Annotated in this window: 10 protein-coding genes; 7 read left to right on the forward strand and 3 right to left on the reverse strand. The window is 42.9% G+C overall.

Annotation, left to right across the window (positions count from 1 at the left end):
- Window positions 1-132: 132 nt before the first annotated feature.
- From ABJH64_RS09050 to ABJH64_RS09080, 7 genes are all read left to right on the forward strand, one after another.
- Window positions 133-3,456 (forward strand): carboxypeptidase regulatory-like domain-containing protein, encoded by a 3,324-nt coding sequence (locus ABJH64_RS09050; RefSeq protein WP_348358165.1) that lies wholly within the window; start codon window positions 133-135, stop codon window positions 3,454-3,456.
- A 103-nt stretch (window positions 3,457-3,559) separates the two neighbouring features.
- The gene (locus tag ABJH64_RS09055; RefSeq protein ID WP_348274350.1) at window positions 3,560-4,630 is read left to right on the forward strand and encodes a DUF481 domain-containing protein; all 1,071 of its coding nucleotides are present in this window, start codon (window positions 3,560-3,562) and stop codon (window positions 4,628-4,630) included.
- Between the two features lie 196 nt (window positions 4,631-4,826).
- Window positions 4,827-5,609 (forward strand): alpha/beta hydrolase, encoded by a 783-nt coding sequence (locus ABJH64_RS09060; protein WP_348274351.1) that lies wholly within the window; start codon window positions 4,827-4,829, stop codon window positions 5,607-5,609.
- Between the two features lie 111 nt (window positions 5,610-5,720).
- Entirely contained in the window at window positions 5,721-6,803 is a 1,083-nt protein-coding gene (locus ABJH64_RS09065; protein WP_348274352.1) for an efflux RND transporter periplasmic adaptor subunit, read from the forward strand.
- Window position 6,804: 1 nt separating this feature from the next.
- On the forward strand, window positions 6,805-9,867 hold the full coding sequence (locus ABJH64_RS09070; RefSeq protein WP_348274353.1) for an efflux RND transporter permease subunit: 3,063 nt from the start codon (window positions 6,805-6,807) through the stop codon (window positions 9,865-9,867).
- Entirely contained in the window at window positions 9,867-11,213 is a 1,347-nt protein-coding gene (locus tag ABJH64_RS09075) for a TolC family protein (protein WP_348274354.1), read from the forward strand. The genes ABJH64_RS09070 and ABJH64_RS09075 overlap by 1 nt, the downstream gene beginning before the upstream one ends.
- A 132-nt stretch (window positions 11,214-11,345) precedes the next feature.
- Complete coding sequence (locus tag ABJH64_RS09080) at window positions 11,346-12,740, forward strand: transporter substrate-binding domain-containing protein (protein ID WP_348274355.1); 1,395 nt, start codon at window positions 11,346-11,348, stop codon at window positions 12,738-12,740.
- Window positions 12,741-12,907: 167 nt separating this feature from the next.
- Here the strand turns inward: ABJH64_RS09080 and ABJH64_RS09085 are convergent, their stop codons facing one another.
- The 3 genes from ABJH64_RS09085 to ABJH64_RS09095 form a co-directional block, all read right to left on the reverse strand.
- On the reverse strand, window positions 12,908-13,381 hold the full coding sequence (locus tag ABJH64_RS09085; protein ID WP_348274356.1) for a RidA family protein: 474 nt from the start codon (window positions 13,379-13,381) through the stop codon (window positions 12,908-12,910).
- A gap of 120 nt (window positions 13,382-13,501) precedes the next feature.
- The gene (locus tag ABJH64_RS09090) at window positions 13,502-14,815 is read right to left on the reverse strand and encodes a gluconate:H+ symporter (RefSeq protein ID WP_348274357.1); all 1,314 of its coding nucleotides are present in this window, start codon (window positions 14,813-14,815) and stop codon (window positions 13,502-13,504) included.
- Between the two features lie 205 nt (window positions 14,816-15,020).
- Entirely contained in the window at window positions 15,021-17,333 is a 2,313-nt protein-coding gene (locus ABJH64_RS09095; protein ID WP_348274358.1) for a T9SS type A sorting domain-containing protein, read from the reverse strand.
- Between the last annotated feature and the right edge of the window lie 5 nt (window positions 17,334-17,338).

A 17,338-nucleotide genomic window follows, 5' to 3' on the forward strand; every position in this document is an offset into this window, starting at 1 on the left:
AATTTGTAGCGTGAAACTTAACATTCTGTACTCAGCCGTTAAGCAGGGCCAAATTACCTTTGCAGGGATTAATCAAAAATCAACTTATATCAAATCGTACAAATTATGAGGCAAAATTTACTTAAAAGTTTGATGTCACTTCTCTTAGTAGCTCTTGCTGCTGTAAGTGTGTCTCAAGCACAGGTAACCACGAGTTCCGTAGTAGGGTTAGTGGTAGATGCATCTGGAGAGACTCTTCCTGGTGCAAACGTGGTCGCTACGCATGAGCCTTCTGGGACTCGATATGGTGCAGTGACGAATTTGGATGGTAGATTTACTATTCCAAACATGAGAATTGGTGGGCCATACACAATTCAGGTTAGCTTTATCGGTTATCAGGCAGCTTCTTTCAGTAATGTAGTCTTGAGATTAGGAGAGCCTTATCAGCTTTCTGCGACTCTTAACGATGATAGCACGGAACTAGGCGAGGTACTTATCGCTGCTTCCAGATCAGGTGAATTCGATTCGAACAGAACAGGTACTTCTACTAGTATCTCTACCAAGCAATTGACTGATCTTCCTCAGATTAACAGATCGGTAACTGAGTTTACCCGATTGACACCTCAGGCCAACGGAACTTCTTTCGCTGGTCGTGACTCTAGATATAACAACCTGCAGGTTGACGGTGCAAACTTTAATAACGGATTCGGTCTTAGTGGTAACCCACTTCCAGGTGGCAATGCTCAGCCAATCTCTTTGGACGCAATCGAGGCAATTTCTGTAAATATTGCTCCTTTTGATGTGACTCAGAGTGGTTTCACAGGTGCAGGTATTAATGCTGTAACTCGTAGCGGTACCAACACACTTACCGGTTCTGCTTACTATTTCACCAAAAACCAAGATTTGCAGGGCACGAAAATCGGTGATAATGAATTACAGCCTGTAGATGCGGGTACTAAAAACTTTGGTTTCAGACTAGGTGGCCCCATCATCAAAAACAAACTTTTCTTCTTCGTCAATGCGGAAAGAGAAAATGAAACAGGTGCTAACGCTTCTGGAGCAAACCTTTGGAGACCTTCGGAGAATGGAGTAGCTGACGCTGAAAACAACATCACTAGAGTGAGGCGTTCAGAAATGGAAGCGGTACAGAGTCACTTACGTAATGTTTGGGGTTACGATCCAGGCAGATACGAAGGCTACGCAAATGAAGCTGAGCAATACAACACGAAATTCCTAGCTAGAGTAGATTGGAATATCAGTGATAAGCATAAGCTAGCCGTGAGATATAACCAAGTAGTTGGTATTTCGAATCAAATAACCAATGGTTCATCTGGTCCAAGACCTAGAACTCCTAACGATGCAAACAGAGTGAGTCAGAACTCCATGGCATTTGAGAATTCAGCTTATGGATTTGAAAACTCCGTGAGATCTATCACCGCTGAATTAAACTCATTTTTCAGTCCTAAAATCTCTAATCAGTTCTTATTTACTTATTCTAAGATTCAGGATAAAAGAACAACTCCAAGCAGTCAGCTTTTCCCTATGGTGGATATCTGGGATGGTGGTAGAGGTGATGGAACTAGAAACTATATCAGTGCTGGTACTGAGTTGTTTTCTTTCAATAATGATGTGATCAACGATAACTTCTCGTTCATTAATAACCTTACCTACATTGAGGGTAAACACACAGTCACTGCAGGTGCAGCGTTCGAAGTACAGAAATTTGGTAACAGCTTTACCAGAATGGGTACCTCTTACTACAGATATGCTTCTGTAGAAGACTTCTTGACCACAGGTACACCTAATGAAGTTGCTCCTATCATGTTTGGTTTGACTTACCCATATGAAGGCCAAGAGACTTACGCTAGAGTAAACTTTGGATTAGCTTCACTTTATGCACAAGATAAAATTGCTGTAAATGATAAGTTGTCAGTTACACTTGGATTGAGAGCAGAGCTTCCAATCTACATGAATGAATTGACACCAAACGAATCAATCAACGATCTAACGTTATTAGATACAGATGGACAGCCTAAGAACTATGATTCTGGCAACTGGCCAAAATCAAGAATTATGCTTTCTCCACGAGTAGGATTCAACTATGACGTACTAGGCGATAGAAGTCTTATCGTAAGGGGCGGAACAGGTATTTTCACGGGTAGAGTTCCATTTGTATGGTTGACCAATATGCCAACTGGTGCAGGAGTACTTCAGAATACAGTAGAGCCAGGAAGCTATGCAGAAGTAGCGCCTTGGATTGGCAATATTACTTTCCAGCCTGAAAGATATTACTACGTGGAGAATCCTCCTGCTGGAGGTGAGAGTGTGTTCATCACTAGTCCTAATGCAGGTGCACCAAACTCCTTCGCTTTAGTTGATAGAGACTTTAGAATGCCTTCTGTATGGAGATCTAGCTTAGGTGCTGATTACCAATTGGGCAATTCGCCATTTGTGTTAACCACTGACCTTCTTTATACAAGAGATATCAACGCAGCCTTCCAGTTTGGAGCGAATAGAAAAGAATCTCCAAATAAAATGAATTATGTAGAAGGAGATGATAGAGAAATTATCCTGAAGCCGAGCGATGCTCAGTACAATTCGGCTATACCTGCGAACAATGCAACTATCTTGACTAATACAGATATCAAAGGGTATGCTTTCAGTGCTACAGTAGGTTTATTAGTTCCTGACTTCAAGGGGCTTTCTGGTAGCGTTTACTATACTTACTCAGAAGCTAAGGAAGTAAGTGCAAACTCCGGTTCTTCAGCTAACTCTGCTTGGGGTGCTAGTCCAAACATCAATAGCCCAAATGAGCAGATGTTGAACATCTCCAACTTTGCAGTTCCTCATAGAATCGTTGCCAATATGACCTACAGAATAGAATATGCAAGACATTTTGCAACTTCAGTAGGTGTTTACTATAATGCTTCGAATCAAAATAGATTCTCTTACACGTATGGAAACGACTTCAATGGAGATGGTATCAATGCAGATTTATTGTTCATCCCTGAGAATACAAACAGCATAACCTTTGCTGAAATCCCTGGATCTAATGGCGGGGCACCTATCACAGCGGCACAGCAAGCGGCAGCTTTTGATAAGTTTGTGGCTGATAACGACCTTGAGCAGTACAGAGGCCAATATGTGCCAAGAAATGCTTTCGTTACACCTTGGTTGAACAGATTCGATGTAAGAATTCTTCAAGATATCTTTACTAACATCGGTGAAAGAAGAAACACTATACAGGTAAGTTTGGACATTGTGAACTTTGGAAACTTACTTAATAGCGATTGGGGAATCCAAGAAAATCTTAACGGTGCGCAGAATCTACTTTCTAGAACAGGAAGAAATGCTACACAAACTCCGACTTTCAACATGAACAGAGTTTCTGGTGAACTTCCAACTACTCCTTTCCAGAATGCTAGTAACTTCGGTACTACCTGGAGTATGCAGTTTGGTTTGAGATACATTTTCTAAGACAATAATTTATCTACATCTAAAAGCATCCCTCAAAAGGGGATGCTTTTTTCTTTTGTCTAGAAGGGTAATTACTTATTTTTAGGTCTGAAACTTCAATCATATGCAAAGACTTATATTGTTTGTACTTCTTCTTTTCGGAGCCTCTGCTTCAATTTTGGCACAGACCGACTCCCTTTTATTAAGCAATGGCAACCTCATCGTAGGAGAGATCAAAAGCATGGACAAGGGAGTTTTGACTATTGAGACAGATTATTCTGATTCTGATTTCAAAATCACCTGGGGGGAAATCAAAAAAATAACTTCGAGAACCAATTATCTCATCACCCTTTCTAATGGCAAGCGGTACAACGGCACGTTAAATAGTATGGATAGCCTTCAAGCTGAGATAGACACGTACAATCCGGAAAGTTTCATCCGAAGCATTCGCGGAAAAAAGGATACTACAGAACAACCGATCGGCGGCAAGGAGGTAATACGTTTGGCGGAAGTAGTTTACCTCAATGCACTAGACGAGGGATTTTGGAGCAGGCTTTCTGCAAATATAGATTTTGGATGGAGCCTCACTCGTGCCAATAACCTCAAACAGCTGAACATGAGAAGTGGATTGGGGTATCTAGCGGATCGATGGAAGATAACTTCATCTTTTAACTCCATTAGATCCACTCAAGATGATGTAGAAGATGTAAAACGTACCGATGCCAGTGTTGCATTCAATTACTTTCTACCCAGAGATTGGTTTTTACTTTACAATTTCACCTTCCTATCAAATACCGAACAGCTCATCAAAAGCCGTGTGGGTAATCAGATTGGTTTGGGTAAATATGTCATCCATACCAACAAAACATACTTCGGGTTTCAGGCTGGTCTCAACTTAAACTCGGAATCTTATTTCGATGATACTCCCTCAGGAAACTCTGGGGAAATAATGCTAGGAACAGAACTTAATCTCTATGACATCGGTGATTTGAACCTGCTCACCAGTGTTATGGCCTACCCGAGTATCACAGAGTCTAAGCGATTCAGAACAGATTTTAAGCTAGACCTAAAATATGATTTTTTGTCTGACTTCTATGTGAAGGTAGGTACGACTATGAACTTTGATAACCAACCAGTGGCTGATGCTGCTAAGCTGGATTATGTCATCCAAACCACCGTTGGCTGGGAATTGTGATGGGTCCTGGCAAATTTCCTTTATAGAAGAGGTCTGATTTCACCCTGAATTCAGACCTTTTTTATCAATTGCATCCCAAATTTTTCCCATTGATAGGATAGATTTGCCATCAGTAAGTTTTATTATTTCTTCCTGAGTATTCTCAGTTATTTTTGACAACTCAGAACCTTACTCTTAGCTCAAAGGTTAACCTACCATGTTGTATTACAAAATTTTCTCACATCCTACGAGTACGGAATGGGTCGTGTTTATACATGGGGCTGGAGGATCTTCTGCGGTTTGGTTCAAGCAGTTAAAGGATTTCAGTGAAAAATTTAACCTGCTTCTCATCGATCTCAGGGGCCATGGAAGATCAGCTGATTTATCACAAGCGATTTACAATGAGGACTATACTTTTGAAAGTGTCACCTCGGATGTGATAGAAGTCCTCGACCATTTACAGACTCCACCTGCCCATTTCATGGGAGTTTCCCTTGGGACTATTATCGTCAGACAATTAGCTGAATTAGAACGGCATAGAGTGAAGTCTTTAGTGTTGGCAGGAGCAGTGACTCGACTCACGGTAAAATCCAGGATTTTAGTCAACCTGGGTAATGCATTTAAGCGAGTGATTCCTTACATGTGGCTGTACAAACTGTTTGCTTTCGTGATCATGCCTCGGAAGCAACATGCAGAGTCTCGCAATTTATTTATCCGAGAAGCCCAGAAGCTATGCCAGAAAGAATTCATTCGCTGGTTTAGATTGACCAAGGATATTAATCCCTTGCTTAGGTATTTCAAAGAATCTGATTTAGGGATTCCCACCTTATATGTCATGGGTGATCAGGATATTATGTTTTTGGAGCCTGTTAAAAAGATTATCAAAACACACAAAAGTTCCGTGCTGAATATTTTGAAAAAGTGTGGCCATGTTGTAAATGTGGAAAGGCCTATCGAATTCAACCAGCTATCCATTGCATTTCTCCAAAATCAAACCTAAAAAGCCTACTATTTTTCTTGATGTAATTGAGCAGCTATTGATCTTCAAATCAATGAATTGATTGACCGCCTAGCAAGATTTCATCTGAATATGTAAAGCAAGAATAAACAAATGAAAAAACAGACAAAGACCATTTTGATTATTGCGGTTATTCTAATCGTGGCCGCTGCCTATTTTTACCCTAGACTGGACAGTCGCAAGAGTAACGAAGCTGGTGCAACATCGACCGGAGCAGGCCCAGGTGCAGCTACAACTTTACCAGTGAAAGTAGTGAAGCTTGAAAAAGAAACATTGAGAAACCAGCTTTCTATCACAGGGACCATTATACCGAACGAATCAGTGGATCTTAGATCTGAAATATCGGGGTTAATTACTAGAATTGCTTTCAAAGAAGGTGAGTTTGTGACCAAAGGAACTCCTCTACTTTACTTGAACGATGATGAACTTCAAGCTCAATTCCAGCGACTGGAATATACCCAGAAGCTTTTTGAATCGCAGGAGAACAGACAGAAGCAACTACTGGCTAGAGAAGCAATCAGTCAAGAAGAGTATGATATCGTACTCAATCAATACAACACAACCTTGTCAGACTTGAAACTGGTGGAAGCACAGCTCTCCAAAACGGTGATAAGAGCTCCTTTCAACGGGATATTGGGATTGAGACAAGTCAGCGAAGGGTCGGTGATAGGCACTAGTGATGTCATCGCAAATTTTGTCAACATCGATCCCGTCAAGATCGAATTCTCCATTCCCGAGCGCTATGCCAATCAGGTGACTGTTGGTTCCACTATTTATTTTACCAATGAATCTTCTCCTGAAGAGGTAGAAGGGAAAGTGTATGCTTTTGAACCTCAAATCGATGCGGCTACCCGAACTCTGAAATTGAGGGCAGAAAGTCCAAATAAAGAAAGGAAATATCTACCAGGGATGTTTGTCAGGATTCGCTTCGTACTGGGCGAGACTGAAAATGCTCTAATGGTTCCTTCAGAATCTGTAATTCCTGAATTGCAGGGCTATAAAGTATTCGTAGTAGGTGCTGATAATAAAGCAGAAGAACGCAAGGTACAGATCGGTACACGTACAGATACACATGTTCAGATCACGAGTGGTTTGGAGGTTGGAGATCTGGTTTTTACCACTGGGGTATTACAAGCAAGAACGGGTACACCTGTAGAATTCACTCAAATCAATTAAGATGGCGAGTTTATCCAAAGTAAGTATCAGTAGGCCAGTTTTGGCTATAGTGATGTCCTTAGTCATCATGCTTTTCGGTGCCATAGGAATCTCACTTCTTGGTATTAGAGAGTTTCCAAGTGTGGATCCCCCTGTCATCAATGTACGCACATCCTATGTAGGTGCTAACGCTGATGTGATCGAAGCCCAGATCACGGAGCCTCTCGAGGAAGCCATTAATGGCATTCAAGGAATAAAGTCCCTTACCTCTACGAGTAATGATGGGAGCAGTAGTATTACAGTAGAATTTGATGTAGGTGCAGATCTCGAGGCCGCAGCCAATGACGTACGTGACAAAGTATCCGGCGCACAGCGAAACCTTCCACCAGACGCAGAGCCTCCCGTGGTTTCTAAAGCTGATGCAGATTCTCAGCCTATCGTATTTTTGAATGTGAAAAGCGACGAAAGAAGCCTCTTGGATCTCTCAGACATCGCAGAGAATATATTCAAAGAGCGACTTCAGACTATCCCCGGAGTAAGTAGAATTCAGATCTGGGGAGAAAAAGAATATGCAATCCGCCTCAGGATGGATCCGCTCAAAATGGCTTCTTATGGTGTTACTCCACTGGACGTATTGTCTAAAGTGCAAAGTGAAAACGTAGAACTACCATCTGGAAAAATAGAAGGTGAGACGATCGAGCTATCCGTTCGAACCAAAAGTCGATTAAGTACTCCGCAAGAATTCAATGACCTGATCATCAAAGAAGATCAGAATAACATTGTTCGTTTTCAGGATATTGGAAAAGCCGAACTGGCCGCTTTAAATGAGCGAAGTATCCTGAAGCGCGATGGAGTGCCTATGGTGGGCGTGGTTCTAGTTCCGCTTCCGGGTTCAAATAGCATTGAGATCGCAGATGAGTTTTATCGTCGATTGGAATTTATCAAGAAAGATTTGCCAGCAGATGTAGGCCTTGAAATAGGATTTGATACTACCAAATATATCCGTAGTTCTATCTCAGAAGTGCAGGAGACAATTATTACAGCTTTCATCCTCGTGGTAGCGATTATCTTCCTTTTTCTTAGGGACTGGCGGACTACCTTCATCCCTGTTCTCACCATTCCTATTTCTTTGATTGGGGTATTCTTTATCATGTACCTAATGGATTTTTCCATCAATGTGCTGACACTTCTTGGGATAGTACTCTCTATCGGACTTGTCGTCGATGATGCGATTGTGGTGCTGGAGAATATTTACTCTAGAATAGAAAAAGGAGAAAAACCCCAAGAAGCAGCAGAACAAGGTTCTGAAGAGATTTTCTTTGCCGTAATAGCCACCACTGTAGCGCTAGCAGCAGTATTCCTTCCAGTGATCTTTTTGACCGGAACGACGGGAAGACTATTCCGGGAGTTTGGAATCGTAGTAGCTGGAGCGGTGATTATATCTTCTTTCGTGGCATTGACCATGACTCCAATGCTGAGTTCCAAACTGTTGAAGAGAAGAGAAAAGCATAACCGCTTTTACAATTTTACCGAACCTGGGTTTGTTTGGATCAATAATAAGTATGATGCAGCACTTTCCTGGTTTATGCAGTTTCGCTGGGTTGCCTTCTTGTTGGTAGCTGGGATGGGTTTTGGGATCTATTGGCTTTTTGAAGCAATTCCAACGGAATTGGCTCCCACAGAAGACAGAGGTGAGATTGTCATTCGGATGAGTGGACCGGAAGGAGCTACGTTTGGCTATATGGACCAGGTCATCGATCAGATGATAGAGGATTTCAAGACGACTTTTCCTAAGGAAGATGTCAAGGGATTGGTATCAGTGACCTCTCCAGGTTTCGGGTCATCCAGCACTAACTCAGGTTTTATTAGGTTTATTCTCTCGGATGCCGAAAATAGAGAAAAGACCCAAGGGGAATATTTCAATGAGATCAATCAGAAATTGAAAAGCTACACTGGCGTCAAGGCTTTCGCCTCTCAGGCACAATCCATAGGGGATAGCCGCGGTGGACTCCCTGTACAATATGTGCTTCAAGCACCTACGCTGGACAAGCTCAAAGAAGTGATTCCAACTTTTATGAATGAAGTGGGTAAAAGTGAAGTCTTTATTTTCTCTGATATTAATTTGAAGTTCACCAAACCTGAACTGGAGATAGAAATAGACCGAGAAAAAGCGAGAAATATTGGGGTTTCCATACAGGAAATAGCAAGGACACTTCAGTTGTCGTATTCTGGACAGCGCTTTGCTTATTTCATCAAAAACGGAAAACAATACCAAGTGGTGGGTGAAATGAGGCTGGAAGATAGAAATGAACCGATTAATCTCCGTATGCTTTACGTCAGAGCTGAGAATGGCTCATTAGTACAGTTGGATAATCTGGTGTCAGTTACCGAGAAAAGCACTCCACCACAATTGTATAGATTCAATCGTTTCGTAGCAGGAACTGTTTCTGCAAACTTAGCAGAAGGATATACCATAGGGGATGGACTGAAAGAAATGGATAGAATAGCGGCTGAGGTTCTTGACGACTCCTTCACTACCGATGTTTCTGGTCCTTCCAAGGAATTCAGAGAAAGCTCAAACAGCTTATTATTTGCCTTTTTATTTGCGTTGGTTCTGATCTATTTGGTTCTATCTGCTCAATTTGAAAGCTTTTTGGATCCACTGACGATCATGTTTACTGTACCACTGGCTCTCTTTGGAGCGCTGTTTACCTTGTGGTTTTTTGGATATACACTTAATATCTTCAGCCAAATCGGGATCATCATGCTCATAGGCTTGGTGACCAAAAATGGTATTTTGATCGTTGAATTTGCGAACCAACGAAAAGCAACCGGAATGTCAATTCACGAAGCTATCTACGGTGCAGCTGTTGCCAGATTCCGACCTATCCTGATGACTAGTTTGTCAACGATTCTGGGGATTTTGCCTATTGCTCTTGGACTTGGTGCTGGAGCCGAAAGCCGAGTACCGATGGGTGCAGCAGTTATTGGAGGATTAGCCTTTGCGACTATTTTGACGCTTTTTGTGATCCCAGCTATTTACACTTATCTCACTTCCAAAGAAGGAAGATTAGCCAGAATTTAATGAAAAAGCTTAGTCTATTGCTCTTATTGAGCATTTTTGGAACACACCTATACGCCCAAAGTAACGAGTCTCTTGATCTCGAGCGAGCTATTCAGCTTGGGCTGGAGAATAACCTTCAGGTGAAAATCGCTGTGGAAACGGTGACACTCAGAGAAGGCGATGAAAAGATAAGCAGCGGTGAACTCTTCATGCCGAGATTGGATGCTACTTATTTGAGAAGTTACAGTACCGAGGATGTGGAGCAGAGGTTTGTCAACGATCCTGAGCCAAGACTGATCAATGATGCAAAATCAAGAAATGAAAACTTTTCTCTAGCCGCTATTTATGGCTTTAGGCCTGAAAGTTTTGTAGTCATGAAGCGCCTGGGCCAGCTCACCGAAATCTCAGAATTGGAGACCAAGGTAGTGGTGGAAAATACTGTAGCTAGCATTTCATCGGCCTATTATAGGTTGGTACTCGAGCTTCAGCGGTACGAAGTTTTGAAAAATACACTGGAACTCAGCCAGGCCAGGCTGGATATAGCAGAGGCACAATACGAATTGGGAGGGGCAGGAAAACGTGATTTCCTCACCGCTCAGGTTGATTACAACTCAGATTTGACGCTGCTACTTACGCAGGATCAAGTCATCCAAAATGCCCGGGTGAATCTCAATGAGCTTATGGCGCTGGATGCTGGCACAAACTTTATCGTAAATGACACCATTTTGGTTGGAGACCCCTTATACTTGATTGACCTGGAAGAAAATGCATTTACCAATAACAAAGATCTTTTGATCGCCCAGCGTGCAGAGAATGTTGCTTTTCTTCAGATGAAAGAGTTGAGAGTTTCCAGATTTCCTGTGTTGAATTTGAATGGAAACTATGTGAACAATACCTCAAATTCCGACGCTGGCTTTCTTCTTCAGAATCAACGCGAGGGATTCAATGGTGGCGGGAATATCACCATCAATATTTTTAATGGATTGAGTCTCAATCGAAGGATTCAAAATGCTAAAGTGCAGGAGAAGATTCAATCTTTTGCCACAGACCAGTTGGAGATTCAGCTGAAATCTGACATTCACCGTGCCTACAATACTTACCAGACCAATAAGAATCTGTTGGAAGTAGAAAAAAGAAATTACCAAACCGCCAAAGAGAGTACTGAAATTGCCTTGGAACGCTTTCGGTTAGGGATATCTGGCTACCTCGAATTCCGGGATGCTCAGGTCAATTTACTCACAGCGCAGAACAGATTAATCACTTCTATTTTCAATATCAAAGAGCAGGAGATAGAATTGAGAAGACTTTCCGGGAAGATTTTCTTTCAAAATAACCTGGAGGAATTCATCATCCCCTCAGAAGATTAAGTAGGAAAATGGGAGATCTGACTAGGTCTCCCATTTTTTTATTCGCTTTTTTCGCCCGATCAGGTATTTTCTTTTGGCATAGCATTTGCCAAATGGGCATTCGTAACATCCAGAGTCCTACGACTCTAGTGAATGAAAAAAGCACTCATCCTATTTTCCTCTATTTTTGTACTGCTCCTTTTCGGTGTGCAATGCACCTTTATTGAGAAGCATTTTGGCAAAACCGCCAAAGAGGAAATCTACCTACTTGACCTGCAAGGCATACAGAATCGCGGGTTTATTCGTGCCGCAGTGGACAACAACTCGACGGGATACTACATCTACCGGGGTAGGAGGATGGGCTACGAATACGAACTTCTCCGGGACTTGGCTAAGCGACTGAATGTGCAGTTGCACCTAGTAATGGTCTCTGAGATAGATGCTGCCTTTGATTACTTGCATTCTGGAAAAGTGGATATAATTGCGATGAATCTGGAGAAAAGTGCGGAGAGATCTGAAAAGACTTCTTTTTCTCTTCCCTTAGGGAAAATGAGTACCGTGCTCGTCGGCAATAAAACTTCCGGCAAAATTACTTCTTGGGATCAGCTGGGATCAGATACCATTTACGTGCGTGAAGGAGCTGTTTACAAAAATCAACTATGCCAGCTGAAAGACTCACTAAAACTGAACTACTCCGTTTTTACCACCCCAGATCATGAGGAAATCTTGATAGATCAGGTGGCTGAAGGCAAAATAAAATGGACCATTGCAGATCAGAATATTGCGCGGGTGAATGCTACGTATTACGATGGGTTGGATATTTCTTGGAAAGTGGAAAAAGAAGGAGACGTATCCTGGGTAGTTCGAGACAATTCTCCCAAGCTGTTGTCGGCGCTCAATACCTGGCTCAGCGATAAGCAAAAGCGCTTTATTCCTGACCTTTATGCCAAATATTTCCTCAATTCCAAAAACAGCTATTTCCGATCCAATAGCCCATTCTCTTCCCTTGCCGGAAATCAGATTTCTGAATACGATGCCATCATCAAAGATGGAGCTGAACAGCTCGGTTGGGATTGGCGATTGCTCGCTTCCTTAGTCTATAAGGAGTCTAGATTTGACACCGTAGCTACTTCTTATGCTGGCGCAAAAGGATTGCTTCAACTCATGCCAGTCACGCTGGAACGGTTTGGCGTCGAAAATCCCAATGATCCTGTGCAGTCACTCATGGGAGGCGTCCGCTACCTGAGGTACTTGGATAAGTTCTGGATGGAAAGAGTACCCGATACTTCGGAGCGTTTGAAATTTGTATTGGCATCCTACAATATCGGACACGGACACGTGGAAGATGCTTGGAGATTAACGATGAAGTTTGGTGAAAATACCCAAACTTGGGCAGACGTGTCAAAATTCCTGGAGCTAAAAAGTGATCCCGATTATTACCGGGACCCTATAGTGAAGAGCGGATTTGCCAAAGGACATCTGGCGGTTAATTATGTCAAAGATGTACTGAGCGTTTTCGAATCCTACAAAGCACTCGTACAGCCCTAATTCTTACTGCTGTGGTCTATTCCCTCCCAAATCACTGATCTATAACCGTGGACTGTGACCTTACAGCCCACTTTAGAACTAACCGTGGTCTGTGTCCTCACAGACCACTTGCTAATTTCTGCATAGCCGTGGTCTTTGTCCCCATAGACCACTACTCCCCGCTACCTTTAAGCTTCTTCGTGCAGTTCAAACAGCGCTTCCACTTCCACAGGAATATTATCCGGTAGCGAGCCCATACCCACAGCTGATCTCACGCCTATTCCATTTTCCTCACCCCAAACCTGCGCAAATAACTCACTGCAGCCATTGATGATGTAGGGATGTTTTTCGAAGGAAGAGATACAGTTCACCATCCCTAATATTTTCACCACACGCTTCACGCGATTCAGCGAGCCTAGGTTTGCTTTAATGGTTGCCAGCATGGCTAGACCTACCTGACGAGCGGCAAGTTTGCCATGTTCCTGATCCATGTCCTCGCCGATTCTTCCCAGTATCAGAGTTCCGTCTGTTTGCACCGTTCCATGTCCTGATAGATACAGGTATTTTCCATCGATCAAGCAAGGCTTATATACGCCCAAAGGTTTTGGCGCTGGAGGTAAAGTGAGTCCAAGTTTGGAAAAGTTACTTTCAGGAGTTTCCATAAGTAGTTGTGTTGTTTTTTTAAGTTATAAAGTAATGTTTAACCTGCCTTCTTGTATTGAGCAATTCTAGTTACCGCGGCCTGGATCTTTGCATACCAGAATCTCGATCACCATTTTCCCCTACACAAAAATATCCAAGATCAGTACGCCCGCCAAACCAGCCACGGCGACTATCGTTTCCATCACGGACCAAGACTTGATGGTGTCTTTGATACTCACGTTGAAAAACTCCTTGTACATCCAAAAACCGGCGTCGTTGAAGTGGGAAAACATCAAACTACCTGCACCGATAGAAAGCACCAGCAAGTTAGGATCCACGTTCATCGTCGTTACTAATGGAGCAATGATACCCGCAGTGGTCAGGCCAGCTACCGTAGCCGATCCCACGCATACCCGGATAATAGCCGTAATGATCCAGGCCAAAATCAGTGGGTGAATATCCCAGCTTTGTAGGCCTTCTGCGATCACCTGACTGACGCCCGTATCTGTAAAAATCTGCTTCAATGCTCCTGCTCCTGCCACGATCAGCAAGATCATGGCAATGTCCTTGGTGGCCACCGTGTATAGATCCATCAACTGCTTCATCCCTACCCCGCGCTGCAATCCCAAAGTGTAGGTCGCTATCAGTACCGAAACCAACATCACCATGCCTGGGTCTGCCACAAAAGAAATGATAGGAGCAAGCGGACTTTCTGCTGAAATATTGAGATTCAGCGCGGTGGTTCCTACCAATAATACGACCGGAAGTAGGGCAGTGAAAAAGCTATTGGCGGTGGAAGGAAGCTCGGACTCTGGCTTTACTTCGGCCTGGAAAGTCTTCAGCGGTTCTGCCTTCATGTTTTTTAATGTTCTGGCGAAAATAGGCCCTGCCAGTGCAATCGTAGGCAGTGCAATCACAAATCCATAGAACAAGGTCAAGCCCATATTCGCGTCAAACTGTGCCACCAAGGCCGCCGGCGAAGGATGCGGAGGCAGAAAACCATGGGTAACCGAAAGCGCTGCCAACAGGGGAATCCCCACATAGACCGCAGAGATCTTGTACTGATACGCTACCGTAAATGCCAAGGGGACTAGCAGGACAAAGCCTACATTATAAAATAGCGGAATCCCAACGACCAGTCCTGTGATGGACATGGCCCAGGTGATGTGCTTCTCTCCAAATACCCGCATCAGGAAGCCAGCGATGCGCTGGGCGGCACCACTGTCTGCGACCAGCTTGCCGAGCATGGCACCCATCACAATCACGATAACCAAGTCACCCAGGAGCACGCCCATGCCCCGCTGTACGGAGCCGGCGATTTGATCTGCGGGTAGTCCGAGCAGGAAGCCGGCGGCGATGGAGGAAATCAAGAAAGCTAAAAAAGGATTGAGCTTGGCCCAGACAATCAGTAGCACGAGGATGGCTATACTGAGCAGTACAAGAAGAATGGTCATAGGAATAGGTTGGGTTTAGCTGGCTAAGATAAAAAAGATTGGGGAATTTGGGTTTTGGAAATAGGGATTGTTGGGTGAATGAAGTCGCCAGTTTTTTCAGTCTCAGTGATCAGTGCCAGAGAGCAGTTTACGTGATCAGTTTCCGGGAGACATAGCAGTTAAGGATCGAGCTATAAAATTTTCGATTTTCAACTTGTAGGCAAGGTTACCTCTTAATCCATTTGGATTGCAATGAGAACGTTGAATTGGAAAAGCGAATGAGATATATCCCCGGAGTTAGAACTTCTAGTCTTTCGGAAAAATACAAAGCTTCAAAAGTGAAGGCCGAAATTAACTGACCGTGAGTGCTGTAGATGGAAACTAGTGTTTGCCCGGAATGTAATTGTTCAGGCAAGTGCACACTAATTTTTCCGTAAGTATGTGGGTTAGGGAAAATGGATAGTTTACTGTTGGAAATTGATGAAGTATTTTCAAGTCGTACCACGTGGCTCCATGCCCATTCTCCATTCAGGTCAACTTGCCTAATACGATAAAATATGTGCTCTGAGGTTAGCATAGATTTATCATCATATGAATAATTCGATGGATTATCTGAATCTCCTTTGCTTAGGACTTCTCCTACTTGCAGCCATTCTTTTCCTGTGTCTGTAGAGCGATAGATTTCAAACTTCTCGTTATTTTTTTCCTGGGCAACGGTCCAGGTGATCTGCCTTCCAGCGCCTTGCTTTTTGGTAGCAAGGGAAAGCCAGATGACAGGAAGAATACTCAAAGTCCGGAAGCTTCCCACGGTGAAGTTTTTACCAAGAAGATCATCGAATGTGAGCTCACGGATTGCCCAAAGATTCACTAAATCAGTACTTTCTACGTGATTTCCCGGTGCTGCATATCCAGTACAAACTAGCCGAATATCTTCAGGTTGATCGACGATAAGTTTGTCAGCAGAAATTCTTAATTCCAGAGGATTGGAGGATGCAGATAATCCAGAGAACTGGAAATAGCTAAACAAACGATAAAGAATGGGAATTCCTCCGGTGTCGTCAAAACTAGGGTTAAAATCCGCTCCTTTGTATTCAGTGTAGTTTATAGATAGGTTTCCCCCAGATGAAGTGCCAAGCATTTGAACCCTTCGTATTCCTCCTTGATAGCGATCCCCAAAAGGGAATGTTGCATTGGAAGCGCTAAGGTTAGTTGGGGTATTGACGTAAGTGAAGTTGGGCAAATTTTCCCAAGATCCACCTGAGTAGGTATAGGTTCCTGTAGAGGAGGTGTTAAGGATCAAGTTGTTATTTTGGAAGTCAAGCTGCCCATTGAGCATTGTTAGGTTTCTCAGTATGATAAGGTTTTGTTCCAACATGACTTTTCCACCCGATTTATTGACCGTCAGATCTCGCGGTATTAAGGAGAAGCCTGAAATAGTTTGTTCTCTATTTCCAGTGAAAGTGAGGTGAGTAGAGTTAGTCAAAAATGAACCAGAGCCAATTTTCGAAATATTTCCACTTACAGCTATTGTGGTAGGAAGAGTTACATTTTGAGAACCTTGGATTTCCAGGTCGTAGAAATTGGCAATCGGGCTGGCATCAAAAAAAGAGGATGTAAGTAGTGATTTTGTTGAAGAGCCCCCTCTAAAAGTTACTTTGCCATACATTTGATAGGTCGCAGCTTCGATTCTAGGGTTTGCACCTTCTAAAATCAACTCTCCTCCTGGATGAAGATGAAAAAGGCCCGCACTAACAGACCCAGAGATTGACCTTACTATTATATTGTTATTACATTCCGAAATTAATGTGCCATTTGGTTCGATTATAAAATCGCCAAATGGACCTGAAGGATAAAATGTAGTTTCGGTATTGAATGAAAATGACGAACAGAAATTAGGCGTGACTGAAGTATCTAATTTCTGAAGTACTGTCCCTGATCGTATTATAAATCTGACCGCTTTGAAAGGCTCTTCTATAGTCAATAGCTGTCCAGCGCCAGGGTCGAAAATTACAGAATATCTACTTTGGGTAGTAAATCCACTCCAGGCATTTTTAGGTATGATTATTCTAGAAATTCCTTTAAAGGTAAGTGTACTAGTCGTTGAATTTCCTATCCAATTTTGGCTATTCCAAGTTCCTGATGGAATTCCAGGCGCTGATCCCGAAAAAGCCTGTAGTGTACCATAAATATTTAAGTTCCGTCCGTTGAGATTCAGTTTTTGATTTGCACCAGATTCCGCGTTTATAAACAAACTTTTTACTTCCTCATTACCGGTCAATGTTATTAAATGCGTTCGATCTATATATACCTCATTTACCTGAGTTGGCTTCGAAGTGGCGGGTGCCCAGATCACTCCGTCATATATTTCCCAGATACTAATATTTCCAAAATTTCCACTCCCAACGGTCTTATAGGCCCCGATTTCTTGGCTATGGCAGGTATTTATGTAAAGACAATATCCTGCAACTGCCGAGAATATCAAGTATATTCGGCGTTTAAAAATAGACTGCAGGACCAACGTTTTGCTCCGTGTTTTCATTCTAA

The sequence above is a fragment of the Algoriphagus sp. genome (genome assembly GCF_039969895.1).
Taxonomy (GTDB): domain Bacteria; phylum Bacteroidota; class Bacteroidia; order Cytophagales; family Cyclobacteriaceae; genus Algoriphagus.

What these genes read in the sequence shown, in the direction of transcription:
- ABJH64_RS09095 (WP_348274358.1), bottom strand. Translation starts at nt 17,333, where the DNA reads ATGAAAACACGGAGCAAAACGTTGGTCCTGCAGTCTATTTTTAAACGC.
- ABJH64_RS09055 (WP_348274350.1), top strand. Translation starts at nt 3,560, where the DNA reads ATGCAAAGACTTATATTGTTTGTACTTCTTCTTTTCGGAGCCTCTGCT.
- ABJH64_RS09050 (WP_348358165.1), top strand. Translation starts at nt 133, where the DNA reads ATGTCACTTCTCTTAGTAGCTCTTGCTGCTGTAAGTGTGTCTCAAGCA.
- ABJH64_RS09085 (WP_348274356.1), bottom strand. Translation starts at nt 13,381, where the DNA reads ATGGAAACTCCTGAAAGTAACTTTTCCAAACTTGGACTCACTTTACCT.
- ABJH64_RS09090 (WP_348274357.1), bottom strand. Translation starts at nt 14,815, where the DNA reads ATGACCATTCTTCTTGTACTGCTCAGTATAGCCATCCTCGTGCTACTG.
- ABJH64_RS09065 (WP_348274352.1), top strand. Translation starts at nt 5,721, where the DNA reads ATGAAAAAACAGACAAAGACCATTTTGATTATTGCGGTTATTCTAATC.
- ABJH64_RS09075 (WP_348274354.1), top strand. Translation starts at nt 9,867, where the DNA reads ATGAAAAAGCTTAGTCTATTGCTCTTATTGAGCATTTTTGGAACACAC.
- ABJH64_RS09080 (WP_348274355.1), top strand. Translation starts at nt 11,346, where the DNA reads ATGAAAAAAGCACTCATCCTATTTTCCTCTATTTTTGTACTGCTCCTT.
- ABJH64_RS09060 (WP_348274351.1), top strand. Translation starts at nt 4,827, where the DNA reads ATGTTGTATTACAAAATTTTCTCACATCCTACGAGTACGGAATGGGTC.
- ABJH64_RS09070 (WP_348274353.1), top strand. Translation starts at nt 6,805, where the DNA reads ATGGCGAGTTTATCCAAAGTAAGTATCAGTAGGCCAGTTTTGGCTATA.